Below are 24,884 nucleotides of genomic sequence, written 5' to 3'. Positions count from 1 at the left end.
GCCAGGTAGTCCTAACCTTGAGAGGGTAAAGAACAACCTAAAAGCGAAGGACCGCCGATGAGTACGACAACCCGCGCGGCTCGCCGAGTGCTGGCGACCGTGGCGACGGTGATGGTGGCGTCGATAAGCTTGGTTGCGTGCGGAACTGACAATGGGCCGAGTGTGTACTACCTCAACTTCAAGCCCGAGCAGGCCGAGCAATTCAAGACGATCGCCGCGGAGTATACGGAGGAAACTGGCATTCCGGTCAAGGTGGTCACCGCCGCCTCCGGCTCCTACATGCAAACGCTCAAGGCCGAAATGGCGAAGAGCAACGCGCCGACCCTGTTCCAGGTCAACGGCCAGGAGGGCTACGGCATCTGGAAGGACTACCTGGCCGACCTCTCCGATTACGAGGTCGTGCAAGAGCTTAACGACGACGCGCAGCCGATCACCGACAAAGACGGCGCCGTCCGCGCCGTCCCCTACGCCCTGGAAGGGTTCGGCATCCTCTACAACGAGGAGATCTTCGACCAGTACTTCGCCCTGCCCAACCCCGCCGTCGGCTCGATGGCAGAGGTCAACAACTTCGGCGCGCTCAAGGCGGTCGCCGAGGACATGCAGGCCAAGAAGGAGGAGCTGGGTATCGACGGCGCGTTCGCGGTGACCAGCCTCATCGCCGGCGAGGAGTGGCGCTGGACCAACCACCTGATGAACGGCCCGTACCACTACGAGATCCAGGACCGCGGCATCACCGAATTCACCGAGATGCCCACCATCGACTTCATCTACGGCGACCAGTACAAGCAAATGCTGGACCTGTACCTGAACAACTCGACCACCAAGCCCGCGCTGGCCGCGTCGCGCTCCACCAGCGACTCCATGGCGGAATTCGCCACCGGCAAGGCCGCCATGGTGCAAAACGGCAGCTGGGCCTGGAGCCAGATTGGCGGCGAAGGCTCGACCGCTGTCAAAGAGGACAAGATCAAGTTCATGCCCATCTACATGGGCCTGCCCAACGAGGAGAACGTGGGCCTGAACATTGGTACGGAGGCCTACATGGCCGTGAACAACAAGGCCAGCGAGGAAGACCAGCAGGCCACGCGCGACTTCCTCAACTGGCTGTTCCTCTCTGATCAGGGCAAGCAGCACGTGGTCAACGATCTCTCCTTCATCGCCCCGTTTAAGAACTACGGCCCCGAGGACGTGCCGGACGATCCGCTGGCGCACCAGGTGCAGGCGGCGCTGACGGACGAGGACTCCGAGACCATCCCGTGGGACTTCCAGTTCAGCCCCAACCAGCAGTTCCGTGACCTGTACGGCCAGAACCTGGCCCAGTACGCGATTGGCAACATGAGCTGGGACGACGTGGTGGCGAAGCTCAAAGAGGACTGGGAGTACGAGATGGCCAACCAGATTGCCCTACTGGACTAGGGAGAGGAGCACACCACCATGCAAGCATCACTGAAAAAGTATTTCCCCGTCTTCGTCCTGCCGACCCTGCTGGCCTTCGCCATCGCGTTCCTGGTCCCGTTTGTGATCGGCTTCTTCCTCTCATTTACCAAGTTCACCACCATTACCGACGCCCACTGGGTCGGCCTGGAGAACTACGGCCGCGTCTTCGAGGAACGCGAAGGATTCGTCCACGCCTTCGGCTTCACCATTGCCGTGGCGATCGTGTCCATCATCACTGTCAACGTGATCGCGTTCGCCATCGCGTGGACGCTGACCCGCAAACTCAAGGGCACCAACTTCTTCCGCACGGTGTTCTTCATGCCGAACCTCATCGGAGGCATCGTGCTCGGCTACACGTGGCAATCCATGATCAACGCGGTGCTAGCCCACTACGACACCACCATCGCCGCCGACAGCAAGTTCGGCTACGCCGGCCTGGTCATCCTGATGAACTGGCAGCTCATCGGCTACATGATGATCATCTACATCGCCGGCCTGCAGAACGTGCCGCCGGAGCTCATCGAGGCCGCCGAGCTGGACGGCGTGAGCAAGTGGGAGATGCTGCGGCACGTCACCATCCCGATGATGATGCCGTCCATCACCATCTGCCTGTTCCTCACGCTGTCGAACACGTTCAAGCTGTTCGACCAGAACCTCGCGCTTACCGACGGAGCGCCCGGGCAAGAGACCGAAATGGTCGCCCTCAACATCGTCAACACCATGTTCAACCGCGTCGGGGCCGAGGGCGTCGGCCAAGCGAAGGCCGTGATCTTCGTCGTCGTCGTGGTTGTGATCGCAATGTTCCAGCTGCGTGCCACCCGCAGCAGGGAAGTGGAGGCATAGGACAATGACAACGAAAGTAAGTAAGGGACAGCGGGGCGTCGATAAGCAAAAAGCCGCCAGCGAGGCCAAGGTCTCCGGCGGGGCGAAAACGCTGATCTACGCGGTGCTGATCTTCCTCACCATCGTGTTCCTCGGGCCCATCCTGTTCATCCTGCTCAACTCCTTCAAGGACCGCTTCGCCATCTCCACCAACCCCTTCGCGCTGCCGGTTGGTGAGCTGTGGGCGGGCCTGAGCAACTACATCACCGGCGTGCAAGGCGAAGGTTTCGGCTGGGCGATCGTGTGGTCCTTCGTGATCACGATCCTGTCCGTCGTGGCCATCGTGTTCTTCTCCTCCATGACCGCGTACTACATCACGCGCGTGAAGACATGGTGGACCAGCGCGCTGTACTACCTGTTCGTGTTCTCCATGGTCATCCCGTTCCAGATGGTCATGTTCCCCACCGTGGTCATCGCCGACCGCCTCGGCCTGGCCAACCCGCTGGGCATGGTCGTGCTGTACATGGGCTTCGGCGCCGGACTGTCCGTGTTCATGTTCTCCGGCTTCATTAAGTCGATCCCGCTGGAAATTGAGGAAGCAGCGACCATCGACGGCTGCTCGCCCATCTCCACTTTCTTCCGCGTCGTCATGCCGATGCTCAAGCCGACCGCGATCACCGTGGCAATCCTCAACGCCATGTGGATCTGGAACGACTACCTCCTGCCGTACCTGGTCGTCGGCCTGTCCACGCCGTACCGCACGATCCCGGTCGTGATCCAGCAGTTCATCGGCTCCCAGGGCGACCGCGACCTCGGCGCCATGATGGCCATGCTCGTGCTGGCGATCCTGCCGATCATCATCTTCTACATGGCCGCGCAGAAGCACATCGTCGAAGGCGTCGCCGCCGGTGCGGTGAAGGGGTAGGTCGGGTTCGGCTGGCTTGGCTGGTTGTTGGCGTCGGGATCGGTTTCGGTCCCGGCGCCTTTGCTGTTGGTGGGGGTGGATTCTCGCGCAGGGCGGGTCCAGATGGAGCTAGCTCCGTTTGCGGTCGCTGCCGGAGCGCGACCAGGGGTTTTGGGTGGTGGCGGGAGCCAAACGGAGCTAGCTCCATTTGCAGTAGGCCGCGGTTTGCGACCAGGTGTTTTAGATGGTCGGCCGGGCCAAACGGAGCTAGCTCCATCTAGACCGCCCGCCAGTCAGCCCCAGCCGCCGCCCCGCCAATCCGCGGCCATCCGCGCCTGACTGGTCCGCCGCCACCAACTACGCTGGTCCGGGTGAACATGTTTAACCCGGACTCGCGTTTCATGTCCGCCTTCACGCTGATGGCGGACATTGTCATTCTCAACATGCTCATGATCCTGTCGAGCTTGCCCATCGTCACCGGCGGCGCCGCGCTCCGCGCCGCAAACGTCGTCGTCGGCGACATGATCCAGGGCCTCGGTTCGCGGTATGCGTTGCAATACCTGAGGGAGTTTCGTCGACAAGCGCGCCCCGCCACGCTGTGGTGGCTGGTGCTGCTCGCCGCCGCCGTCGTCCTCGTCTACGAGCAGTGGGTCCTCTTCCAGGCCGGCATCGACGGCGCCGCGCTCTTCGCGCTCCAGGCGCTCGCGCTGTCCGGCGCGATGGTGCTCGCCGGGATCTCCGTGTGGTTTTTCGCACTCGAATCGTTGCCTTCGCCTATCGACGCCACCGCATCCCCCTTCTCACTCGCGGTCGTAATGACCTTCAAGCACCTCATACACACGCTCGGTGCCCTCGCCGTGCTGTGGATGGGGGTCTCGCTCGTGCGGTTCCTACCCCTCGTCGTTGCCGTACCCGCTGTGTTCTTCGCCGTGCCCGCCCTGTGCGTGTACGTCATCCGACTGGTGCTCGCGCGGCCGCTCGGGCAAACGCTGGGGGAGTAGCGGGAATCTTGGTGCTTGCAGGTTCAACGGCCTGTACCGCCCTGACGATGACCGTCGCCTCTGCTTTCGCGGCAGAGGACGCGCCATCTTCGTCGGAGCATTGCGGCGAATGCGTCAAGGACAAGAGGGAGTGGAAGGAATGGTCCTTAGAGAAAGGGGGCTCGAAATTGGAACGTTGTCGCCGTTCACGATGTGCAATCTTTCGAGCAGCCTCACTGACATGAGTGACGGAGTGAGTGACAGTAGTGAGGATTTGAAAACGACCGCTTGGCAAGGTTCTTACGTGCACATTCTCGGTCCAGCGCTCTCTCAATGAACATGAGTGACGATAGTGAGAACCACACTGACAGTAGTGAGGACATGAGTGACGTGAGTGAGGAGATGAGTGACGGTAGTGAAAACATGAGTGAGGCCGCGCCCCGCCAACACCTCACACCTGGCGACGAAAACGTATCGCAGCAGCGCCGCCCCAGAACAGAATGAGCCTTAAAAACGGAGGCTGTCATGAAGAAGCACACAGCCAGCATCGCCGCGGCAGCGCTCATGCTCGCCGGACCTGGCGTCGGCGCCAGCGCAGGAACCGCGGACGCTTCCTCGTTGCCGCCGGGCGCCACCGCGGGTTCGTCCACGATCAGTGGGATGCTCAGGGCGAATGCGACGCAGGGGACCGTCGTGAAACAAGGCGACCGTATCCGAGTGCAACGGCTCCTGTGGGATTTCAACTGCACGCTTGGATACGTCGATCCGCACGCGGGCGTCGGCTACACGGCCGGGCATTGCGGGCTCCCCGGCGAGCCGGTGCTCAACGCGAACTACCAGATCATTGGCTACTTCGAGGCATCGAACGGTCTCCATGAACCTGAACATCCCGTTGGCGTACGCAACGGACGTCGTGCCGTCGCTCATGCCGCAGGTGTCTCGGGGCATGCTTGCCGATGTCGCGCGGATCAGATTCAACCCCAGGGTCGTAGCGCGTGGTCTGCGGCTCGGTGGACAAGGTCAACGGCGACACCACCTACGCGTTCCAGCACGGTTTGATCCCGGGCGACTCGGGCGGTCCCGCGTGGATCCCGGGGAAGGGGTTCGTCGGCGTGAACAGCGGCGGGTCCAGCATCGCCGGCACCGAGGGGTACCGGGAGGCGTTCGCGCACCCGCGGGCGCTGTAGGAACGCAGCCGCAACCACACACGCAACCGAGCGTTCTTCCAGCGCACCGGATAAAGTTGGGGCAATGAAGAAGAAAATAGCCAGCCTGGTCGCAGCGGGTCTCGCGCTCGTTGGCGCGGGCACCGGAGCGACCACCACAACTGCGAACGCCGCGGCGCTGCCGCCGAATAGCACAATGGGTTCATCCGCGGCGAGCGGGGCGCTCGGTTTCAACGCGCCCGCGGGCACCGTGGTGAACCAGGGGGACCTGATCAGCGTCTTCCACGGCCTGTGGCTGGACGACTGCACGCTCGGGTACGTCGATCGGGGCGCGGGGGTCGGCTACACGGCCGGGCACTGCGGCTTCGCCGGCGAGCCCGTACTGAACGCGAACAACCAGGTCATTGGCTATTACGAAAACTCGCATCACCTGCTGCCGGCGCTGGACATCCCGCTCAGCTACCTGGCGCAGTTCTTCCCGGCGGCGCTGCAGTTCGCCTCGAAGGGGCCGCTTGCCGACGTCGCCCGCATCCGCTTCATCCCCGGAGTCGTCCCCGGGCCGAACTCGTTTACGGGCGATCGTGTCGCGCCGATCTGGGAGGTGCAGCCGGGTGACCAGGTGTGCGCGGTCGGTGCGAAGAGCCAGCAGGTGTATTGCGGCTCGGTGGACAAGGTCAACGGCGACACCACCTACGCCTTCCACCGCGGCCTGCGCCCGGGTGACTCCGGCGGCCCGGCGTGGATCCCCGGCAAGGGCTTTATCGGGGTGAACTCCTCGCTGTCCGAAAACGTGGCGGGGACGAAGGGCCAGCGCACCGCGTTCGCCCACCCCAGCGCGCTGTAAGCCCGCCCCCCCAAAAGCAACCCAGCGGCCCAGCGGCTAGGAGTTTGCGGCGGGGGAGGGGGTCACGGTGGCGTCGTCAAGCGATTGCCCCTTGATCTTGCCGTGGGCGAACTTGTTGATCACCATGGCGATCGCGCCGTCGCCGGTGACGTTGGCGGCGGTGCCGAAGGAGTCGACGACGATGTACGCGGCGATCATGAGCGAGACCATGGATTCGTCGAAGCCGAGGTTGGCCTGCAAAAGGCCGACCGCCGCCATGATGGCGCCGCCGGGGACGCCTGGCGCGGCGATCATCATGATGCCGAGCAGGAAGATGAAGCCGATGACCTGGCCGGGGGAGACGTCGAGTCCGCCCATGAACACGACCGCCAGGGCGTAGAGCATGATCTTCATCATCGAGCCGGACAGGTGGATCGTGGCGCAGAGGGGGACGATGAAGCCGGCGACGTCCTCGTCGACCTTGTTCTTCAGCGTCGAATTGTAGGTCACCGGGATCGTCGCGGCCGATGAGGAGGTGCCCAACGCGGTGAAGTAGGCGGGCATCATGTTCTTCATCGCCACGAAGGGGTTGCGGCCCGCGATCGCGCCGGCGGCCAGGTACTGCAGCATGAGGATGATCAGCGTCATCATGATTGAGAGGACGAGGACGCTGCCGAACGCCGCCATGGTGGAGCCGAAGTTCTCGTTCATTCCCAGGTTGAGGAAGGTGCCGAAGATGAAGAGCGGCAGCAGCGGCACGACGAAGCTCTTCACAATCTTCATGATGACGCCGTTGAGCTCGTCAAGTACCTCGTACATGGCGGTGGATTTCACCTGCGTCATGGCGATGCCGATGAAGAACGCGAGCAACAGCGCCGACATGACCTCGAACGGCGCCGGCATTTCCACCTCGAAGTAGGGGCTGAGCCCGCCGGCCTCCGGATCGTCCACGTTGGTAATCAGCTCGGATCCCTTGAGCAGGTGCGGATAGACCACGGTGGCCGTGCCCCACGCAATCAGGCCGGAAATGATGGTGGAGCTGTACGCCACCCCGGCGGTAATGCCGAGCCACTTCCCCGCGCCGCGGCCGAGGCCCGCGATGGCGGGCGCGATCAGCGCGAAGATCAGGACGGGGACGAAGAACCCGAGGAAGTTGGAAAACAGGCCGTTGAACGTGACAAAAACGCGTGCCAGCCAGTCGGGGAAGACAAAGCTGCACAGGAAGCCGAGGATGATGGCCACGACAACCCAAAACAGCAATGACTTCAAAACGTTCGATTTCATGGTTGGAACCTTTTGCAGTCACGGGACCGTGGACGGACCCGAAGATGTACAGGGAACGGACAGGGCGTTGTGCCTGTCCGTTGAATGTTATTGTTCCTTATTCACGACCCGAATTGCGAACTTTCGCAAAATCTTTTCGGCCGCCAGCGGGCAGTCGCTTATCGACGCCCCCACGCCCCACCCAGCCGCCGCAAGAATTCGGCCCCACAGCCGGACCGGTTTATCCTATCTCTATGTCCCCGTTTGCAACCATGACCACGCTGAACATCGTCCTTGGCATCCTGTTCATTATTGGCGCGCTCCTCTTCCTCATCCCAGGCGCGATGGCCACCGCCGGCAAGCTTCCCGGCAACAACGTCATCGGCCTCCGCCTCCCGGAGGTGCGCAAGAACGAGAGCACGTGGGTCACCGCCCACCGCGTCGTCGGGCCGTTCGCCCTGCTGGCCGGCGTCGCTATGGCGATCGGCGCGGCGTTCGCCTTCATCGCGGAGGGCTGGGTCTGGGTCGCGCCGGCCGTCGCCCTCATCGCAGCGGTGGCCGCGTTCGCCTTCGGCGGCAACTACGGCACGAAGGCAGCCAAGCTTGCCGACGCCGCACTGCACGAGCCCGACGAACCCACCGAAGAGGCGCCGGCGCCCCAGGTGAACCTGGACGCGCTGCGCCGCGCGGCCGGAAAGGCCGACGGCGAGGAGTAGCGCCCCGCACCACCGCACCGCAATGTTTCACGTGAAACATTGCGGTTTTTTGTTTGCCCGCGCACGGCGACGCGCACTGGAATTACTTTCACGCCCACGCAGGACTTTTACCAAACTGCTGCGGATCGCGCGCCGACCCGCTACCGTAGCCCTTGTGACTTACATGACTCTGACCAACTGGTGGTGGCGCGCGTAGACGGCGTGCCACCGATTGTAGGTTCCCCATTTCACGGCCCGCCGGCTTGGACCAACTCAAGCACCGCGGGCCTTTCCGCTCCAGAGCCCTCGGTGTCAGCACACACGAAGGACGACAATGAGCAACCCCCCGAATACTCCACCGGGCGCCGCGCCCCGGTTGACGCACCGCGAGGTGCGCTACCACGCGGACGCCGCAAGCCTGTTCGCCCACCTCGGCGGCACCACCACGCCAGACTCCGTGCTGCTTGAGTCAGCCGACATCACCACCCGCTCCGGGCTCCAGTCCGTCGCGGTGCTGCGCGCCTCCCTGCGCGTGACCTGCCAGGGCGACCGCGTCACCGTACTCCCGCTCACCGAGTCCGGCCGAGTGCTTGCCGCGCGGCTCCGCGAGCAGCTGGGGGAGTACCTCACCCCGGGCGCCGGGGCCGACGTCTACGCGTTCCCCGCCTCCGACGCCGCGGACGAGCGCGAACGCCTCACCGCCACCTCCACGGTGGAGGTCCTGCGCGCGCTGACCACCGGCGCCGGGTACGGCGACGAGGACTTCCCGCTGCTCGCCGGCGGCTTTGCCTACGACTACCTCGAGACCTTCGAGGACCTGCCACGGGTTGCCGACGGCGCGAACACGTACCCCGACTACCAGTACGTGCTCGCGGAGGTCCTGCTGCGCATCGACCACCAGTCCCAGACCGCCTACCTCGCAGGCGTGGACGCGGCCGGCGACGGCATCGATCTCGACGACCTCGCCGCGCGTATCGACGCCGCCGAGCCCGACACCGCGGACGCGTACCAGCCGACCCCGAGCGCGGCCGGCACCTTGCGCGTGCGTACCGACATCTCGGACGAACGGTTTTGCGCTGACATCGATAAGCTCAAAGGCAACATTGCCAACGGCGACATCTACCAGGTGGTGCCGGCACGCAGCTTTATCACCGAGTGTGCCGACGCCTTCGCCGCCTACCTGCAACTGCGCGCGACCAACCCGTCGCCGTACATGTTCTACCTCCGGGGCGTAGACACGCGCGGGGAGGCGTACGAGATGTTCGGCGCCTCGCCGGAGTCGAACTTGAAGTACACCCAGGCCAACCGCGAGGTCCAGCTGTACCCGATCGCCGGCACCCGCCCGCGCGGCCTGGCCGAGGACGGCTCGATCGACCACGAGCTGGATACGCGCATGGAGCTGCAGCTGCGCACCGATGCGAAGGAGGTCGCGGAGCACACCATGCTGGTGGACCTGGCGCGTAACGACGTCGCCCGCGTGGCCACCCCGGGCACCCGCAGGGTGGTCGATCTGCTGCAGGTGGACCGGTACTCGCGGGTGATGCACCTGGTCTCGCGGGTCACGGCCGAGCTGGCCGGGGACCTCGACGCCCTCGACGCCTACCGCGCATGCATGAACATGGGCACGCTCACCGGCGCACCGAAGCTGCGCGCGACTGCGCTGCTGCGCGAGCTGGAGGGGCACCGGCGCGGTTCCTACGGCGGTGCGGTCGGGTACCTGCAGGGTAGCGGCGACATGGATACCTGCATCGTGATCCGTTCCGCGTACGTCACCGGCGGCACCGCCGTGGTGCAGGCCGGGGCCGGTGTGGTGCGCGATTCCAACCCGCAGTCCGAGGCCGACGAGACGCTGCACAAGGCCTACGCGGTGCTCAACGCGATCGCGCTGGCGGCCGGTGCCGAATTGGAGGTGGAGAAATGATCGCCCTGCTGGATAACCAAGACTCGTTTGTGTACAACCTGGTCGACGCGCTCGCTGAGTACGACTCAACGGTATTCCGCAACACCGTCAGCGCCGACACCGTGCTCGCTACTGAGCCAGACTTAATAGTGCTGTCTCCCGGGCCCGGGTACCCCGCGGACGCCGGGTGTATGGCCGAGCTCATCGGCCGGGCGCAGGGGCGGATCCCCATCCTCGGTATCTGCCTGGGGTACCAGGCTTTGGTCGAGCACTTCGGGGGAGCGGTGCGGCCGTGCGGACCGGTGCATGGGGCGTCGATAAGCATGGCCCTCACGGACGCCGGCCAGGACTCGCCGCTGTTTGCGGGCATGACCGTGGACGACATCCCGGGGCAGCGCGGGCGGCTCGTGCCGGTGGCGCGCTACCACTCGCTGGGCGCCACCGCGGTGCCGGCGGGGATGCACGCGCTCGCGCACACCGCCACCGACATTGGCGACGTGGTCATGGCCGCGGCGAGCGACGACGGCATGTCCCTTGGCCTGCAGTTTCACCCCGAATCCATCCTCACCCCGGCAGGGCCGACGATGCTGCGGCGCAGCGTGGACCTGCTGCTGAAGAAAGGAACGAACAATGGCAACCGATAAATCCCTGGCAATCCTCAAGCGCTTCCTGGACAACCATGCACCCTCGCTGGAGGAGGCAGTCGAGGCGTTCACCCCGCTCACGGTGGGCGATTACGACGACGTCCACATCGCCGCGCTGCTCGCCACCATCCGCACCCGCGGCGAGACCTTCGCGGACGTGGCGGGCGCGGCGCGCGCGTTCCTCGCGGCCGGCCGGCCGTTCCCCGTGACGGGGGAGGGGCTCATGGACACCGCGGGCACCGGCGGCGACGGCGCGAACACCATCAACATCACCACGGCCGCCTCGCTGGTCGTGGCCGCCGGCGGGGTGAAGATGATTAAGTGCGGCAACCGCTCGGTATCGTCCAAGTCCGGGTCGGCGGACGTGCTCGAGGCGCTGAACATCCCGCTGGACCTGGACCCGGAGCGCGCCGTGCGCCAGTTCGAATCCTCCAACTTCACGTTCCTGTTCGCGCCGGCGTACAACCCGGCCATCGCACACGTACAGCCGGTGCGCAAGGCGCTCGGCGTGTCCACGCTCTTCAACACGATGGGCCCGCTGCTGTCGCCGGCCCGCCCCGAGTTCCAAATCATGGGCATTGCCAACCCGGCTCAAGGCCAGCTCATCGCGGAGACCATGCGCGAGCTCGGGCGCGGCCGCGCCATGGTTGTCCACGGGGCAGGCACCGACGAACTCGCGGTCCACGGCGAGTCGCAGATCTGGGAGCTCGACCGCGACGGCGCGATCACTCACTCCACCGTCACCCCGGAGGAGCTCGGCCTCGCGCGTCACTCGCTGGAGGACCTGCGCGGTGGCGACGGGGAAGCGAACGCTGCGGCGATGCGCGCCACCTTCGCCGGCGAAGGCCCGCAGGCGCACCGCGACGCTGTCGCCGCCACCGCCGGCGCCATGTTCTACCTCTACGGCACCACCGACACCATCGCCGACGGCGTGCAGCATGCGCTCGCATTGCTTGCCGACGCCACCGTGCACACCTGGTTGCGCCGCCACGAGGAGGCTGACTACAGTGCCTAAGCCCGCCGGGATGCCCACGGTGCTGGAGAACATTGTCGAGGGCCGAAAGGGTCACCTTGACGAAATCCGGCAGCGTGTCTCCCACGTCGATTTCGACACGTTACCCAAATCGGAGCGCTCCCTCTACGACAACCTCAAGCGGGAGGGGACGAGCTTTATCATGGAGTGCAAGTCCTCCTCGCCCTCGCTGGGCCTGATCCGCGACCACTACGAGCCAGGCGCTATCGCGCGCATCTACTCCCGGTACGCCGCCGGCATTTCGGTGCTGTGCGAGCCGGACCGCTTCGGTGGGGACTACGACCACCTGGCGACGGTGGCGTCAAGCACCCACCTGCCGGTGTTGTGCAAGGACTTCATCATCGACGACGTCCAGGTCTACGCCGCCCGCTACTACGGCGCGGACGCCATCCTCCTCATGCTGTCAGTGCTGGACGACGCCACCTATGGCCGATTGTCCGCGCTCGCGGATTCGCTTGGGATGGACGTCCTCACCGAGGTGATCGACGAGGAGGAAGCGGCGCGCGCCACCCGGCTCGGGGCGCGCATCTTCGGCGTTAACCACAGGAACCTCCACGACCTCACCATCGACCTCACGCGCTCGGCCCGGCTGGCCACGCTCGCGCCCGAGGGGGCGGCGGTGGTTGCCGAGTCGGGCATCCGCGACGCCGAGACCGTGCGCCAGCTCGGCGCGCACGCCGACGGCTTCCTCGTCGGCTCGCAGCTCACCGGCCAGGCGGACATCGACCTCGCCGCCCGCGAGCTGGTGTACGGGCCGAACAAGGTCTGCGGCCTCACCTCCTGGCCGGCGGCGCAGGCAGCCAAGGCGGCGGGCGCCGTCTACGGCGGCCTCATCTTCGAGCAGGCGAGCCCCCGCAATGTTTCACGTGAAACATCGGCTGACATTATCGCGCACGAGCCGGGCCTCAAGTACGTCGCGGTTTCCCGGCGGACCTCCGGGTACGGCGACCTCATCCAGCCCGGCATCGCCGCCGTCCAGGTCCATGCGCCCTACCAAGGGTCGATCGAGGCGGAGCTCGACCTCGTCGGCCGCGTCCGCGGGGAGGTTCGCGCGGCGGACTCGACTGACGCGCCCGTCGAGGTCTGGCGCGCGGTGTCCATGACCGCCGGGGATGGGGGAGCGATTGCAAGCGAGGTGCTACGGGGCGTCGATAAGCTTGTGCTCGACGCACACGCCGGCGGCTCGGGAGAGACCTTCGAATGGGACAACATCCCCGACGAGGTAAAGCCGCACGCGCTCCTGGCCGGCGGCCTCACCCCCGCAAACCTCCCGGATGCGCTCGGGGTTGGCTGCGCGGGCGTGGACCTGAACTCCGGGGTGGAGTACCCGGCGGGCGCCGGCGCGTGGGCCGGGCGGAAGGACGCAGCGGCGCTGCGGCGCGCATTCAACATCATTGGCAATTACCACTACCCAAGGACGAACAATGAGTGATTACACCCACGGCGGCAGCACGATCCTGCCCGCCTACTACGGCGAGTTCGGCGGCCAGTACGTGCCGGAGTCGCTCCTCCCCGCGCTCGACCAGCTCGAGCGAGCCTTCGTCGACGCGTGGGAGGACGAAGAGTTCATGGCGGAGTACCGCAGCCTGCTCCGCGACTACCTCGGCCGCCCCACGCCGCTCACCGAGTGCCGGAACCTGCCGCTCGATGGCGCCAACGCGCGGATCTTTCTCAAGCGCGAGGACCTCGTCCACGGCGGCGCGCACAAGACAAACCAGGTGATCGGCCAGGCGCTCCTGGCCAAGAAGATGGGCAAGACCCGCATCATCGCGGAGACCGGCGCCGGCCAGCACGGCACCGCGACGGCGCTCGCGTGCGCGCTCCTGGACCTGGACTGCGTGATCTACATGGGCAAGGTCGACATGGCGCGCCAGGAGCCCAACGTCTACCGGATGCGGCTCATGGGCGCGGAAGTCGTCGGCGTGGACACGGGCGCCGGCACACTCAAGGACGCGGTAAACGAGGCGCTCCGCGACTGGACCGCCACCTTCCACGAGTCCCACTACCTGCTCGGCACGGCGGCGGGCCCGCACCCGTTCCCCAAGATTGTGAAGGAGTTCCACCGCGTCATCTCCGCCGAGGCGAAGGCGCAGATGCAGCAGCGCGTGGGCGCGCTGCCGGATGTGGTGTGCGCCTGCGTCGGCGGCGGCTCGAACGCGATCGGCATGTTCGCCGACTTCATCGACGAGCCCGGCGTCGAGCTCATTGGCGTGGAGCCCGGGGGAGAGGGTGTCGGCGTGGGCAAGCACGGGGCCGCGATCGCGGCCGGCACCGTAGGTATCCTCCACGGCACGCGCTCCTACCTCATGCGCGACGCCGACGGGCAGGTGGAGGAGTCCTACTCCATCTCCGCCGGGCTTGACTACCCGGCCGTCGGGCCCGAGCACGCGCACCTGGCCAAGTCCGGGCGCGCTCGGTACGCCCCCGTCACCGATGAGGCGGCGCTGCGCGCGTTCCAGATGCTCTCCCGGTACGAGGGCATCATTCCGGCCCTCGAGTCCTCGCACGCGCTCGCGTACGCGCTCGACCGCACAGCCTCGCACCCGAAAGACGCGGCGCCGCTGACCATCCTCGTGTCGCTCTCGGGCCGCGGCGACAAGGACGTCGCGCACGTCCGCGCGACCCTGGAAAGCCACCCGGATTGGGTGATTGCACGGAAGGAGACCAACTAAGATGTCCACCCCTACTACGTCACGTTACGATTCAACGTTCGCGGCACTGGAGGCAAAAGGCGAGGGGGCATTCGTCCCCTTCGTCATGCTGTCCGACCCCACCCCCGAGGACGCGCTGCGCATTATCGACGCCGTCGTGACCGCCGGAGCCGACGCCCTCGAACTCGGTGTTCCGTTCTCCGACCCTGTTGCGGACGGTCCCGCGATCCAGGCAGCCCACGTTCGTGCGCTGGACGGAGGCGCGAGCGTCGATAAGGCTCTCGCGCAGGTGCGGACCATCCGCGAGCGCTACCCGGATCTCCCCATCGGCATGCTCATCTACGCCAACGTCGCCTACGTGCGCGGGTTGGACGAGTTCTACGCGGCGTTCCGCGATGCGGGAGCGGACAGCGTGCTCCTGCCCGACGTGCCCGTGCGCGAGTCGGCAGCGTTCAGCGCGGCGGCGGAGGCGGCGGGCATCTGCCCGATCTACATCGCACCCGCAAAGGCGAGCGCGCAGACGCTCGAGGGGGTGGCGGCGCAGTCCCGCGGCTACATCTACGCCATCTCCCGCGACGGCGTGACGGGGGCCGACAAGGCCGCGTCGGTGGAGGGGCTGCGCGAGGTGGTGGACAACGTGCAGTCGTACGGCGGGGCGCCGGTGCTGCTTGGCTTCGGCATCTCAACTCCGCAGCACGTCGCCGACGCGATCGCGGCCGGGGCGGCAGGCGCGATTACCGGCTCCGCCATCGCCAACATCGTGGCCAAGTACACAGCGCACACGCACCCCGAGTCGGCGCGGATTACGGACATGGACGCGCTCACCAGGGAACTGTCCGCCTACGTCGCACAGATGAAAGAGGCTACGATAAAGGCATGACTTGTTCACGACGCCTCTTCCTCCTCGGCACTGCCACCACCTTCGCCGGCGCGTTCCTCGCCGCCTGCGGCGAGCCCCCGAGCGAGGAGGTAGCCAAGACCGCGGTCCCCGTGGGCAGCTCGGTCATCCTCGACCACTTCATCATCGCCCAGCCGACCGCCGGCGAGTACGTCGCCTACTCTTCGGTCTGCCCGCACCAGCAGCAGAAGATCACCGTCGTCGAGGGCGAGAACGTGAAGTGCACCGCGCACGGCTCCGTGTTCAATACCGCCACGGGTGAGAAGGTGTCCGGCCCCTCCGTGGCGGGACTGCGGGAAGTACCTTTGGAGGATCAGGGGGAAAACCTCGTCGCAACCGACGGCCAGGTCTAGCTTCACCCAGATACTCCATTACGGCGACCCCCAATGGTTGGCATTCCAATCGTTGGGGGTCACAACTATCTCGACCGGCTTAGCACTGCAGTGCCGCCCGGTCCCATCCGCGGAAGTACGAATCGGGGTACGGCAGTTTCGCCGGTGCCACACCGAGTTCCCGCAGGGCGTCGATGGCCCACTCGGCGTTGCGCAACGCCGCGCGACCGATGAGGACGGCGTCGGCCTCTTCGCGGTCGAGGATGGCTTGGGTCTGGGTGGCGTCGACAAGCATGCCCACCGCGGCGGTGGGGAGACCGGCGGCCTTGCGGACGCGGCGGGCGAAGTCGACCTGGTACCCGGGCGCAGCGGGGATGTCGGCCGGGACGTTGCCGCCGGTGGAGACGTCGATGAGGTCCACGCCGGCGTCGGCGAGCAGGGGAGCGAGGCGCTCTGTATCCTTCGCGCGCCAGCCGTCGGGCTCGACCCAATCGGTAGCGGAGAGGCGCACGAGCAGTGGCATGCCCTCGGGGATGGCCGCGCGGACGGCGTCGACGACCTCCCGCAGGAGGCGGGTGCGGCCGTCGAAGTCGCCGCCGTACTCGTCGTCGCGCTCGTTGGACATCGGGGAGAGGAACTGGTGGAGCAGGTAGCCGTGCGCGCCGTGGATCTCCACGAGGTCGAACCCGGCGTCAACGGCGTGCTTCGCGGCCTGGGCGAACTGCCCGGGCACGGCGCGAACCTCCTCCAGCGTCATCGCGCGGGGGACGGCCTGCCCGTCCGCGGCGATCGCGCTCGGGCCGAGCGTTTCCCAGCCACCCTCCTCCGGCGGCACTGTCCCGCGCCCCTTGTTGTCGGGCAACATGGGGTAGGTTGACGCCTTCCGGCCCGCGTGGCCCAGCTGGATCCCCATCTTCGCACCCATCTCGTGCGCGAAGTCCACGATCGGCGCCCACGCCTTCGCGTGCTCGTCGGACCAAATACCCGCGCAGAACGGGGAAATGCGTCCCTCGGGCACGACACCGGAGGCTTCCGCGATGATGAGCCCGAAGCCGCCTGCGGCGCGCGCCCCGTAGTGCACCATGTGCCAGGACCGCGGGATGCCGTCGCGCCCGCTCGCCTGGTATTGACACATCGGCGGCAGCCAGATGCGGTTGCGGATTTCCAGGTCGCGGAGTGTCAATGTATCGCTCAATCGCATGCGCCCCAGAATAGACTTCAACCATGCCAAACTTCCTCACCCGCATCGACCCCCTGGTCGCCGGCATCATCGTCTCGGCCCTCATCGCGTTCGTGCTGCCCGCGCGGGGCGCATTCGCCGACGGATTCGGCGTCGCGGTCAAGCTCGCGATCGCGCTCCTCTTCTTCCTCTACGGCGCGCGCCTCTCCACCCGCGAGGCCCTCAACGGCCTGACCCACTGGAGGCTCCACGCCGCCATCCTCGCGTGCACGTTCGTCGTGTACCCGCTCATCGGCATCCTCCTTCGCCCGCTCTCCGCGGTTGTCTCGCCGGAGCTCTACCAGGGCATCCTCTTCCTCACGCTCGTGCCGTCGACAGTCCAATCCTCCGTCGCGCTCACCGGCATCGCGCGCGGCAACGCCAGCGGCGCGGTCGTCGCCGCGAGCCTCTCATCGCTCGTCGGCGTGGTCGCCACCCCGCTCCTCGCCATGCTGCTCATGCGCTCGAGCGGGGGAGTGCTTATCGACGCCTCCGTCTTCCTCGACATCTCCATCCAACTCCTCCTCCCGTTCCTCCTCGGGCAGCTGGCCCACAACTTTCTGCCCCGGGTCCGCGAGATCGCCGCGTCCAAGGCGACCAAGATCGTGGACCGCGGGTCGATCTGGATGGTCGTCTACTCGGCGTTCTCCCAGGGCGTCGTCGCCGGAGTGTGGACGCAGCTGCCGCTGTGGCAGATTCTGTTTCTCATCGCGCTTGCGGCGGCCCTCGTCGTGGCGATGCTGTGGGTGACGGGCTGGGTGCCGGGCACGCTCGGCTTCAACCGCGCGGACACCGTGGCCATCCAGCAGTGCGGGACGCAGAAGTCGTTGGCCACGGGCCTGCCCATGGCCTCGGTGATGTTTGGCGGGGCGACCCTGGGCACCCTCATTATTCCGCTCATGATCTACCACATGACGCAGCTGGTGATCTGCTCCTCGTACGTCTCGCGCTACGCTGGTGCCGACGAATCGCAACACTAGAAGGAGATGTTTCACGTGAAACATTACGTGCGCATCCACTACCAGGTGCCGGAGCTCGGGGGAGAGCTGCTCAACATTGCGGAGCTCGAGGAGATCTCGAGCGACCGCTGCACCATGGTCCGCATGATCGAGCTGGACCCGAACGAGACCATCACCGGTGTGTACACCGAAGGACGCGTCATCGGCCAGGCCAACGAGCCGATGGGCGCGGTGCCGCACCCCGACTCCTACGACGCGCTGGAGGGCATCACCTCCACCCGCGTGACCCGGATGGAGTTCGAGGGGCTCTGGGGCGAGGCGAAGGTGAAGTTCCCGGAGATCGGGTAGGGGAGCTACCCGAGCAGGTCGTCGAAAAGCAGCTCCCTGAGCTTGGCGTAGGTGACCTCGTACGAGGCGGAGTTCTTGCCGACGGTCTGCGGGTTCCAGTTGGCCATCTCGATGATCGGCTTCAGCGCGCCGACGAGCTTGGTCAGGTTGCCCGGCGCCTGCAGGAACTCCAGCGGCGGCTTGTGCCAGGTGAGGCGCCCGGCCTCGGCGTCGTCTTTGAGCAGCGCCTGGATGCTGAATAGGAGCGGCATGAGGTAGCCCGCCGGCGGCACCTCGTGCTCAACAAGCTCGTTCGTGACCAGGGTGCGGTTCGTGCCCTTCGACGTCTTCTTCACCGCGCCGATGCGCCCGAAGGAACCGCCGTTCTCGTTATAGGCGTCCTTGAAGCCGGTGTAGATGTAATCGTGGCAATTGAGGATGTCAACGATCATCTCGAAGGCCGACGCGATGTAGCCGTCGAGCACCACGTAGCTCTTCCCGTCGTCTGTCTTCTCGGCCGCGCCGTCCGCCTCGACCAGGTCGGTGAATCGCTGCAGCGAGGCCGCCTTGCTGGAGTACGCGGAGGTTGGCGTGATGGGCTTGATGCCGTAGTTGCCAAGCGTCGGCACCTTGCCCAGCGACACCCACAGCAGCGAGACGAGCATGCGGGGGTCGATCCGCTTGTTGTCGTTGGTACTCCACGTGACCTGGTCAGCCAGCTCTGCAGGCATGGACTCCTTGAGGAAGTCGAAGACGCCGCTCTTGTTCGCGATCGCGTCGGCCGCCAACTGGGCGTTCTGATTGCGGTTCGCGCAGATGCCCATAATCAGGTTGTTGAACTCAGCGAGGCCGTCGCCAACATCCGGGCCCGCGAGGGGCGCGATGATCTCGAGCGGGACGAGCGCGTCGAGGGTAGGGGAGGTCTCCTGGCGCAGCGCCTTGAGCGCATTCGTGTTCTCGGCCCAGGCTTCCTTGAGCTGGTCCCAGTACTTGATCTTGCGCAGCACCTTCTCGTTCGCGCCGACCTCTCCGAGGAGTACCAGCGCGATGGCCATCAGGTTGTGGCCGCCGTCGAGGACGCCTTCGCGTTCCGGGTCCGCGAAGTGCAGTTGGAAGCGATCACGGTCGCGCTCGACCACGTCCGAGGATCCGATCAGGATGCCCTTGGAGTAGAAGGGGAGCATCTCCGGCGCAGTCTGGATCGTCTGCATGATGTCCTCGGTGATCGTCGTGCGCTTCGGACGACGGGGGTTCGCGGTGAGATCCTCGATACTGATGAGGTCAACCAGGTTCTTGATCTTCACCGCGCCGCTGATGCGGTAGAGGGGACCGACGTTTGCGTCGTTGCGCAGTTCGACCTTGAAGGTGACGGTTTTGTCTTGAGTGTCTATGGACATGGTGGATTCCTTTCCTGTTGGGGTGTTCGACACACGACTGGATGCGTATGCACCGACCCCAGGAGCCCCGGAATCCACCTGGCCGTCCGGCCAAGTTCAGCCCACCGCCCTGTCCAGGGCAGTTCACGTTGTCGACGTGGCGACCTTGTATCAACCACTGGTACTGAGCATAAGTGCTCCGGGTTAGGGACGCAACCTTCTATTTGGTGATATAAGTCGCACATTAGAGACAGCTGCTTTTGTTCCGGTGGCACTGACACAACAACGCCCCCGAGACCGACTGCACACACAGTTGGCCCGGGGGCGTAAAGCTACCTCGGTACGAGGCGCTCGAGCTTAGAACGGGAGCTTGATGTTGCCCAGGCCCGGAACTGCGCCGCTTGCAGCGACGGCAGCCAGGACGCCGAGTACGAGCGCGCCGATACCGGTACCGAGCAGAATGTTGGCGGTCTTGCCCGGCTCCCAGTCGTTCGCCTTGTCGCTCTTGATGGAGGACAGGAATGCGTCGCTCAGATCCTTGGACTCGCCATCCTTGCCCTCGGTGGAGGACTTCACGATGCCGGTGGCCTTGTCCTTGTTGGCCTCGAAGTAGTCCTTGGCAGCCTCGTCGGTGATGTCGGAGGAGCCGGTCTTCTCGCCGTCCTTGCCCTCAGCCTGGGAAGAAGAGGCTCCCTGATCCTCCTTCGGGCCGTTGGCGTCATCCTGCGCGTACGCCGGAGCGACGGCGAGGGACAGTGCGGTTACTGCTGCGAGTGCAGCGGATGCGGAGCGCTTCATGGGAAGTTCCTCTCTCGTAGGGGTCGAGGGGCGGGGTCGCACCTCGATGAGGGTTAAACCGAGAACGTTCTGTTCAAGGTGCGCAAGCATTTGCCAGAAAAACCTTTGGCAGCTGCTTACTATTTGACGTATCGAAGCGGTTGCGCGAAGCGTTACCCCGTTTGTCTCTATTTTCATAAATACTTTTCGTTACTTCGGGGGTACTGCCTCGTGCCCACAGATGACACCGACCCACGCAAACTCCCAGCCACCGAGACTTCAACGAGCCTCTAGCTGGGGGTGCGAATGAGCTGCCCGGAACTTAGGGCAAAGCTGCGACTAGAACGGCATGTTCGGCAGCAGACCCGCCTGGTTGGCAACGAAGCCGATGGCACCAAGGCCAGCGGCTGCGACAGCGATCCAGGTCAGGATCCAGCCCGCCTGTGTAGCCTGGTACGCCTGATCGGCACTGGAGCCCTGCTCTACGGATCCGACGATCATGTCCTTCGCACCGTCGGTTTTCGGGGCGGCGCCGTAACCCTCATCCTCGAGCTTCTTGTCGAGCTTGCGCTTTTGAACACCCTGTCGAGCACCCTCTTCGGCGCCTTCGAGAGTATCCTCCACAACGCCCTTCGGTCCTTCGACGGATTCGCGCACACCCTCGATGAATTCGTTCGATTCTTCCGCAGCTTGCGCCGGAACAGCGGCGAGGGAGAGGGCGGTAGCGGTAGCGAGTCCCGCAGCAATGGTGCGCTTCATCAGATACTCCTTGTGTCGGTTCACATTCCATGCCTTTGGTCGGCATTGCGGACAAGGGGACCGCTACGTTTCTGTATTTGTCCAGAGTTCTATGGACATCGGGGGAGGATTGTGTCGGCGCTACGCCCGTGGCACGCTCAGATACCGTCTCGCCGCCCAGGAGCGCGTTGTCGGGGTCTTACTATCGGTATTTACCGGCCCCCGGCCCCAACACACCGCCGAACCTAGAACACCAGGTTCACCAAGGCCATGTACAAAAGTGTGCCGGCGAAGATTGAGAGGCCGGGGGAGCGTCGCCAAGCGTGGAGCGCGAGCGTCGCAACGCTCGCGATCAACGCGGCACCAGTTCCACCCGGGGAATCGGAAGCGCCGCCAATGGTGTACACCACGAGCACCGTCATCACGCCGACGGGCATGTAGAGCCCGAGGAACTCGATAAACGGGCTACCCTTGAGCAGTTTGAGGAAGGAGAAGGGCAGGGCCCTTAACGCCACTGTGACGAAACAGACTGGGATGAGGACCGCCCACACCATCGACGCGGTAATCCCAACAGGCAGTCCCATTAGCGCACCCTCCACGTGAGTGCCTTGTCCAGCGCCGGCGCCCAGTAGCGCACGAGCAAGAGGAGGAAGTAGGCAATCAGTGCCACCATGAGCATCGAGGAGGGCACCAGCACCATCGCCAGAATGCCGATCCCCATTGCAAGCACGACGGCCCCGAAGTCCCGGGAAGACTGCAGGGCCTCGTACGCCAGGACGATGAACAGCGCGTTGAGCGCGAACTCCATGCCTTGCACGTCGGGCGGGATGATCTGGCCGGCTAGCGCCCCGATGATCCCGGGGATGACCCACAACAGCTGGCACACCACCTGGATGGTCAGTAGTCGGGGACCGCTCACCGGGGCGTTGGGGCCGCGGGCGGAGACGATGGCGTAGGTCTCGTCAGTGAGCGCGTACGCCGAGTAGCGCCGGCCCCACCACGAACGGATGAGGTGGCGGGGGTAGGTGAGACCGTAAAAAATGTGGCGGAAATTCACCATGAACCCGGTCACCGCAGCCGAGAGGGGACCGATGCCAGCAGCGACCATGTTGATGGCGAGGAACTCCAGAGATCCGGCGTAGATCACCGTTGAGAAGATGGGCGTCCACCACCAGGCGTATCCGGCTTGGGTCATCAACAGACCGAAGGCAAGTCCGAGAGGAATCAACCCCAGCCCGACGAGCCACGTGTCCTTGATGCCCGCGCGGACTTCATCCAATGTTTCACGTGAAACATGCAATGTTGCTCCACCTGCCCTCCTGCGGGCCGGGTCAGCCCGCTATTCGCTTTGCGCTGCCCACCACGCCTTGAGCTCCGCGACCGCCTCGTCGTGATCGAGCTCGCCGCGCTCGAGTCGCAATTCCTTCATGTACTTCCACGCCTTGCCCACCTGGGGGCCCGGCTCGAGCCCGAGAATCTGCATGATCTCGTTGCCGTCAATGTCGGGGCGCACGCGGGCGAGGTCCTCCTTGGCCGCGATGTCCGCGATGCGCTCTTCCAAATGATCATAAGTGCGCTGCAGGCGGCGTGCCTTCTTTGGATTCCTCGTGGTGCAGTCGGCGCGCACCAGCTTGTGCAGCCGGGGGAGGAGATCGCCGGCGTCGGTAACGTAGCGGCGCACCGCGGAATCCGTCCACTGGCCCTCGCCGAAGCCGTGGAAGCGCATGTGCAGAAACACGAGCTGACCCACATCCTCAATCACGTGCTTCGGGTACTTCAGCTTCCGCATGCGCTTGCGCGTCATCTTCGCCCCGACGACCTCGTGGTGGTGGAAGCTCACGCCGCCGCCCTCCTTGGCCGCGCGGGTATCCGGCTTGCCAATGTCGTGCATGAGCGCCGCCCACCGCAGCTTCAGGTCCGGGCCCTCGTCCTCCAGCTCGGTCGCCTGACGCAGCACCGTCAGCGAGTGGCGGTACACATCTTTGTGCTGCATGTGTTCGTCCTGCTCCAGCTGCAGTGCTGGAATCTCCGGCAGCACCTCGTCGGCCAGTCCGGTCTGTACGAGCAGATCGATGCCCTCCCACGGTCGCGCGCCGAGCATGAGCTTGTCCAGCTCCGCTTGCACGCGCTCGACGGTGATGCGGCCGATCTCGCCGGCCATTGCGCGCATCGCGTCGAACACGCGTGGCGCGACCTCGAAGCCGAGCTGGGAGACAAAGCGGGCGGCGCGCAGCATGCGCAGCGGGTCGTCCCGGAACGAGATCTCCGGCGCCTGGGGCGTGTCGAGTCGGCGCGCGAGCAGATCGTCGAGTCCGCCGACGGGATCGTGGAAGGTGGGGGTGAGGGTGGCGTCGACAAGCGAAAGCTCGATCGCCATCGCATTGCAGGCAAAGTCGCGCCTGACCAGGTCGCCCTCGAGCGTGTCGCCGAAGGTGACCTCGGGGTTGCGCGTCACGCCGTCGTAGAGATCGGCGCGGAACGTCGTGATCTCGACCTGCTTGCCGTGCTTCACCGCGGCGACGGTGCCAAACTCGATGCCCGCGTCCCACGTGTTTTCGCCCCATTCGCGCAGAATCTCCTGCGTCACCTCCGGCCGCGCCGACGTGGTGAAATCGAGGTCGTGCCCGAGCTTGCCCAGCATCGCATCGCGCACTGGCCCGCCGACCATATATAAGGTCTCGCCGCGCTCCGCGAAACGAGCGGCCAGCGGCGTCAAGAATGGGGAAAGCTTATCGACGCTCCCCTGCGCACGCGCCAACAACACCGCCGCCGCGTTGGGGTCGTCAGCGTCGGGGAGGTCGAACAGGGAAGGGTAAGTCTTCGGCGTAGTCACCCGTCACACGATACCTGCCCGTTCCCGTGGACCGTAAGGGCCTGTTAAATACCACAAACGGCCCGCTGACCGATACGATAAGGCGGATGAACGAGAACACACGGCCCTCCCAGGGCTCCGCACCCAACCGCACCGACGCCCGTCCCAACGGCGCCGGCGGTAGCGGTGGCGCCGGCGGCGCCAGGGGAGCGGATTCCAACGGCGGACGGCCGAGGCGCCGGCGCCGGCGGCGTCGCTCGCGCGGCCAGGGCGGCCAGGGTGGGCAGAGCGCCCAGAGCCAGAGCGCCCAGGGCCAGGGCAACCAGCAGGGCGGCCAGGCCAAGCAAAGCGAGAACGGCGGCGGCAGCAGCAACCGGGGCCGTGGAAGTCGGCGCCGCCGCCACCGCGGGCGCGGCGGAAGCCAGGCCAAGAACCAGCCGAAGAACCAGTCCAAGGGCCAACCAAAGAACCAGTCCAACGGGAAGGACGACGCCAAGGGAGGCAAGGGCAAGCATCCCAAGGGCGGCAAGAATGCTGCGCGGCGGAAGCGGGGCCGGGGCGGGAATCGTCGGCAATCGCACTACAGCCACCACGAGAACTCGGGGATGGTCACGCGCGACGAGACGTCGGCGGGCGGCCTCGTCGTGTCCGGGCTCGCCGAGGCGGTGCACCCCGACACCAAGAAGGTCGACATGTCGCAGCTGTACGTGGCGCTGATCGGGCGCCTCGACCGCCGCCGGCGACTCCTCTGGTCCATGCCCAAGGGCCACGTGGAGGACGGCGAGCACCAGTGGCGCACCGCGGAGCGCGAGGTGTGGGAGGAGACCGGCATCGTCGGCGAGGCCTTCGACACCCTCGGCACGATCGATTACTGGTTCGTCTCTGACGGGGTGCGCATCCACAAGACGGTGCACCACAACCTGCTGCGCTACGTCGACGGCATCCTCAACGACGAGGACCCCGAAGTCACCGAGGTGGCCTGGGTGCCGCTGAGCGAGCTCATCGAGCGGCTCGCCTACGCGGACGAGCGCAAACTGGCCCGCGTGGCGTACGACCGTCTCCCGGACCTGGCGCGCGCCGAGTTTGAGGCCGGAAGGGTCACCCCGCGATGACCCACGGCCACGGCGGGAG

Annotated in this window: 25 protein-coding genes; 17 read left to right on the top strand and 8 right to left on the bottom strand. The window is 65.6% G+C overall.

The annotated features are described in order from the left end of the window. The first annotated feature begins 57 nt into the window (after positions 1–57). The 6 genes from CKJ82_RS08705 (at position 58) to CKJ82_RS08680 (ending at position 6,150) form a co-directional block, all read left to right on the top strand. Positions 58–1,413, top strand: a complete 1,356-nt coding sequence (locus CKJ82_RS08705) for an ABC transporter substrate-binding protein (RefSeq protein ID WP_095537804.1) — start codon at positions 58–60, stop codon at positions 1,411–1,413. A gap of 18 nt (positions 1,414–1,431) precedes the next feature. Then, positions 1,432–2,277: a carbohydrate ABC transporter permease gene (locus CKJ82_RS08700; protein WP_095278628.1), complete on the top strand. Its 846-nt coding sequence runs from the start codon at positions 1,432–1,434 to the stop codon at positions 2,275–2,277. Positions 2,278–2,281: 4 nt separating this feature from the next. After that, positions 2,282–3,181 carry a carbohydrate ABC transporter permease gene (locus tag CKJ82_RS08695; RefSeq protein WP_095537803.1) on the top strand — a complete coding sequence of 300 codons (900 nt, stop codon included), beginning with the start codon at positions 2,282–2,284 and terminating at the stop codon, positions 3,179–3,181. Between the two features lie 356 nt (positions 3,182–3,537). Next, positions 3,538–4,161, top strand: coding sequence for a MusI family membrane protein (locus CKJ82_RS08690; RefSeq protein ID WP_420838564.1), 624 nt, complete (start codon positions 3,538–3,540; stop codon positions 4,159–4,161). A gap of 974 nt (positions 4,162–5,135) precedes the next feature. After that, positions 5,136–5,327 carry a hypothetical protein gene (locus tag CKJ82_RS08685; protein ID WP_095537801.1) on the top strand — a complete coding sequence of 64 codons (192 nt, stop codon included), beginning with the start codon at positions 5,136–5,138 and terminating at the stop codon, positions 5,325–5,327. Positions 5,328–5,391: 64 nt separating this feature from the next. Further along, positions 5,392–6,150 (top strand): chymotrypsin family serine protease, encoded by a 759-nt coding sequence (locus CKJ82_RS08680; protein ID WP_095535557.1) that lies wholly within the window; start codon positions 5,392–5,394, stop codon positions 6,148–6,150. A gap of 36 nt (positions 6,151–6,186) precedes the next feature. Here the strand turns inward: CKJ82_RS08680 and CKJ82_RS08675 are convergent, their stop codons facing one another. Further along, positions 6,187–7,413, bottom strand: a complete 1,227-nt coding sequence (locus tag CKJ82_RS08675) for a dicarboxylate/amino acid:cation symporter (protein WP_095537800.1) — start codon at positions 7,411–7,413, stop codon at positions 6,187–6,189. 233 nt (positions 7,414–7,646) lie between these two features. Between CKJ82_RS08675 and CKJ82_RS08670 the strand changes: the two genes are divergently transcribed. The 8 genes from CKJ82_RS08670 (at position 7,647) to CKJ82_RS08635 (ending at position 15,566) form a co-directional block, all read left to right on the top strand. Continuing rightward, on the top strand, positions 7,647–8,108 hold the full coding sequence (locus tag CKJ82_RS08670; protein WP_240510739.1) for an SdpI family protein: 462 nt from the start codon (positions 7,647–7,649) through the stop codon (positions 8,106–8,108). Between the two features lie 313 nt (positions 8,109–8,421). Beyond that, positions 8,422–10,008 carry an anthranilate synthase component 1 gene (locus CKJ82_RS08665; RefSeq protein WP_095537799.1) on the top strand — a complete coding sequence of 529 codons (1,587 nt, stop codon included), beginning with the start codon at positions 8,422–8,424 and terminating at the stop codon, positions 10,006–10,008. After that, positions 10,005–10,631, top strand: a complete 627-nt coding sequence (locus tag CKJ82_RS08660) for a glutamine amidotransferase-related protein (RefSeq protein WP_095537798.1) — start codon at positions 10,005–10,007, stop codon at positions 10,629–10,631. The genes CKJ82_RS08665 and CKJ82_RS08660 overlap by 4 nt, the downstream gene beginning before the upstream one ends. Beyond that, positions 10,618–11,646, top strand: a complete 1,029-nt coding sequence (trpD, locus tag CKJ82_RS08655; protein WP_095537797.1) for an anthranilate phosphoribosyltransferase — start codon at positions 10,618–10,620, stop codon at positions 11,644–11,646. The genes CKJ82_RS08660 and trpD overlap by 14 nt, the downstream gene beginning before the upstream one ends. Positions 11,647–11,656: 10 nt before the next feature. Next, positions 11,657–13,096, top strand: coding sequence for a bifunctional indole-3-glycerol-phosphate synthase TrpC/phosphoribosylanthranilate isomerase TrpF (gene trpCF / locus CKJ82_RS08650; protein ID WP_095537796.1), 1,440 nt, complete (start codon positions 11,657–11,659; stop codon positions 13,094–13,096). Next, positions 13,089–14,336: a tryptophan synthase subunit beta gene (trpB, locus tag CKJ82_RS08645; RefSeq protein WP_095537795.1), complete on the top strand. Its 1,248-nt coding sequence runs from the start codon at positions 13,089–13,091 to the stop codon at positions 14,334–14,336. The genes trpCF and trpB overlap by 8 nt, the downstream gene beginning before the upstream one ends. Position 14,337: 1 nt before the next feature. After that, on the top strand, positions 14,338–15,195 hold the full coding sequence (trpA, locus tag CKJ82_RS08640) for a tryptophan synthase subunit alpha (protein WP_095537794.1): 858 nt from the start codon (positions 14,338–14,340) through the stop codon (positions 15,193–15,195). Further along, complete coding sequence (locus CKJ82_RS08635; RefSeq protein ID WP_095278640.1) at positions 15,192–15,566, top strand: Rieske (2Fe-2S) protein; 375 nt, start codon at positions 15,192–15,194, stop codon at positions 15,564–15,566. The genes trpA and CKJ82_RS08635 overlap by 4 nt, the downstream gene beginning before the upstream one ends. A 79-nt stretch (positions 15,567–15,645) precedes the next feature. Here the strand turns inward: CKJ82_RS08635 and CKJ82_RS08630 are convergent, their stop codons facing one another. Beyond that, positions 15,646–16,746: an NADH:flavin oxidoreductase/NADH oxidase gene (locus CKJ82_RS08630; protein ID WP_095537793.1), complete on the bottom strand. Its 1,101-nt coding sequence runs from the start codon at positions 16,744–16,746 to the stop codon at positions 15,646–15,648. A gap of 23 nt (positions 16,747–16,769) precedes the next feature. Here CKJ82_RS08630 and CKJ82_RS08625 point away from each other — a divergent pair, with 23 nt between their 5' ends. Together CKJ82_RS08625 and CKJ82_RS08620 are read left to right on the top strand one after the other, a co-directional pair. Beyond that, a complete protein-coding gene (locus tag CKJ82_RS08625; protein WP_095537792.1) occupies positions 16,770–17,744 on the top strand; it encodes a bile acid:sodium symporter family protein in 975 nt (324 codons plus the stop codon). 6 nt (positions 17,745–17,750) lie between these two features. Continuing rightward, positions 17,751–18,071 carry a hypothetical protein gene (locus tag CKJ82_RS08620; protein WP_095535549.1) on the top strand — a complete coding sequence of 107 codons (321 nt, stop codon included), beginning with the start codon at positions 17,751–17,753 and terminating at the stop codon, positions 18,069–18,071. Between the two features lie 5 nt (positions 18,072–18,076). On the opposite strand, the gene CKJ82_RS08615 is transcribed toward CKJ82_RS08620, so the two are convergent. The 6 genes from CKJ82_RS08615 to CKJ82_RS08590 form a co-directional block, all read right to left on the bottom strand. Further along, positions 18,077–19,447 carry an AIPR family protein gene (locus tag CKJ82_RS08615; RefSeq protein WP_095537791.1) on the bottom strand — a complete coding sequence of 457 codons (1,371 nt, stop codon included), beginning with the start codon at positions 19,445–19,447 and terminating at the stop codon, positions 18,077–18,079. Between the two features lie 336 nt (positions 19,448–19,783). Continuing rightward, positions 19,784–20,224, bottom strand: coding sequence for a hypothetical protein (locus CKJ82_RS08610; RefSeq protein WP_095537790.1), 441 nt, complete (start codon positions 20,222–20,224; stop codon positions 19,784–19,786). A 318-nt stretch (positions 20,225–20,542) separates the two neighbouring features. After that, a complete protein-coding gene (locus CKJ82_RS08605) occupies positions 20,543–20,962 on the bottom strand; it encodes a hypothetical protein (protein WP_095537789.1) in 420 nt (139 codons plus the stop codon). A 224-nt stretch (positions 20,963–21,186) separates the two neighbouring features. Further along, positions 21,187–21,525 (bottom strand): branched-chain amino acid transport AzlD family protein, encoded by a 339-nt coding sequence (locus tag CKJ82_RS08600; RefSeq protein ID WP_095537859.1) that lies wholly within the window; start codon positions 21,523–21,525, stop codon positions 21,187–21,189. Beyond that, positions 21,525–22,241, bottom strand: a complete 717-nt coding sequence (locus tag CKJ82_RS08595) for an AzlC family ABC transporter permease (protein WP_240510738.1) — start codon at positions 22,239–22,241, stop codon at positions 21,525–21,527. Before CKJ82_RS08595 ends, CKJ82_RS08600 begins: the two co-directional genes overlap by 1 nt. 39 nt (positions 22,242–22,280) lie before the next feature. After that, positions 22,281–23,705, bottom strand: a complete 1,425-nt coding sequence (locus CKJ82_RS08590) for a CCA tRNA nucleotidyltransferase (protein WP_420838563.1) — start codon at positions 23,703–23,705, stop codon at positions 22,281–22,283. Positions 23,706–23,860: 155 nt separating this feature from the next. Between CKJ82_RS08590 and CKJ82_RS08585 the strand changes: the two genes are divergently transcribed. Next, positions 23,861–24,865, top strand: coding sequence for an NUDIX hydrolase (locus tag CKJ82_RS08585; protein WP_095537788.1), 1,005 nt, complete (start codon positions 23,861–23,863; stop codon positions 24,863–24,865). The last annotated feature ends 19 nt before the right edge of the window (positions 24,866–24,884 follow it).

This window comes from Corynebacterium gottingense (genome assembly GCF_002285125.1).
Taxonomy (GTDB): Bacteria; Actinomycetota; Actinomycetes; order Mycobacteriales; family Mycobacteriaceae; genus Corynebacterium; species Corynebacterium gottingense.
This window is presented reverse-complemented; position numbering and strand designations above follow the sequence as displayed.

What these genes read in the sequence shown, in the direction of transcription:
- CKJ82_RS08705 (WP_095537804.1), top strand. Translation starts at nt 58, where the DNA reads ATGAGTACGACAACCCGCGCGGCTCGCCGAGTGCTGGCGACCGTGGCG.
- trpA (WP_095537794.1), top strand. Translation starts at nt 14,338, where the DNA reads ATGTCCACCCCTACTACGTCACGTTACGATTCAACGTTCGCGGCACTG.
- CKJ82_RS08665 (WP_095537799.1), top strand. Translation starts at nt 8,422, where the DNA reads ATGAGCAACCCCCCGAATACTCCACCGGGCGCCGCGCCCCGGTTGACG.
- CKJ82_RS08600 (WP_095537859.1), bottom strand. Translation starts at nt 21,525, where the DNA reads ATGGGACTGCCTGTTGGGATTACCGCGTCGATGGTGTGGGCGGTCCTC.
- CKJ82_RS08615 (WP_095537791.1), bottom strand. Translation starts at nt 19,447, where the DNA reads ATGTCCATAGACACTCAAGACAAAACCGTCACCTTCAAGGTCGAACTG.
- CKJ82_RS08620 (WP_095535549.1), top strand. Translation starts at nt 17,751, where the DNA reads ATGTTTCACGTGAAACATTACGTGCGCATCCACTACCAGGTGCCGGAG.
- CKJ82_RS08625 (WP_095537792.1), top strand. Translation starts at nt 16,770, where the DNA reads ATGCCAAACTTCCTCACCCGCATCGACCCCCTGGTCGCCGGCATCATC.
- CKJ82_RS08675 (WP_095537800.1), bottom strand. Translation starts at nt 7,413, where the DNA reads ATGAAATCGAACGTTTTGAAGTCATTGCTGTTTTGGGTTGTCGTGGCC.
- CKJ82_RS08680 (WP_095535557.1), top strand. Translation starts at nt 5,392, where the DNA reads ATGAAGAAGAAAATAGCCAGCCTGGTCGCAGCGGGTCTCGCGCTCGTT.
- CKJ82_RS08700 (WP_095278628.1), top strand. Translation starts at nt 1,432, where the DNA reads ATGCAAGCATCACTGAAAAAGTATTTCCCCGTCTTCGTCCTGCCGACC.
- CKJ82_RS08670 (WP_240510739.1), top strand. Translation starts at nt 7,647, where the DNA reads ATGTCCCCGTTTGCAACCATGACCACGCTGAACATCGTCCTTGGCATC.
- CKJ82_RS08605 (WP_095537789.1), bottom strand. Translation starts at nt 20,962, where the DNA reads ATGAAGCGCACCATTGCTGCGGGACTCGCTACCGCTACCGCCCTCTCC.
- CKJ82_RS08630 (WP_095537793.1), bottom strand. Translation starts at nt 16,746, where the DNA reads ATGCGATTGAGCGATACATTGACACTCCGCGACCTGGAAATCCGCAAC.
- trpCF (WP_095537796.1), top strand. Translation starts at nt 11,657, where the DNA reads ATGCCCACGGTGCTGGAGAACATTGTCGAGGGCCGAAAGGGTCACCTT.
- CKJ82_RS08635 (WP_095278640.1), top strand. Translation starts at nt 15,192, where the DNA reads ATGACTTGTTCACGACGCCTCTTCCTCCTCGGCACTGCCACCACCTTC.
- CKJ82_RS08690 (WP_420838564.1), top strand. Translation starts at nt 3,538, where the DNA reads ATGTTTAACCCGGACTCGCGTTTCATGTCCGCCTTCACGCTGATGGCG.
- CKJ82_RS08585 (WP_095537788.1), top strand. Translation starts at nt 23,861, where the DNA reads ATGAACGAGAACACACGGCCCTCCCAGGGCTCCGCACCCAACCGCACC.
- CKJ82_RS08660 (WP_095537798.1), top strand. Translation starts at nt 10,005, where the DNA reads ATGATCGCCCTGCTGGATAACCAAGACTCGTTTGTGTACAACCTGGTC.
- CKJ82_RS08695 (WP_095537803.1), top strand. Translation starts at nt 2,282, where the DNA reads ATGACAACGAAAGTAAGTAAGGGACAGCGGGGCGTCGATAAGCAAAAA.
- CKJ82_RS08610 (WP_095537790.1), bottom strand. Translation starts at nt 20,224, where the DNA reads ATGAAGCGCTCCGCATCCGCTGCACTCGCAGCAGTAACCGCACTGTCC.
- trpD (WP_095537797.1), top strand. Translation starts at nt 10,618, where the DNA reads ATGGCAACCGATAAATCCCTGGCAATCCTCAAGCGCTTCCTGGACAAC.
- trpB (WP_095537795.1), top strand. Translation starts at nt 13,089, where the DNA reads ATGAGTGATTACACCCACGGCGGCAGCACGATCCTGCCCGCCTACTAC.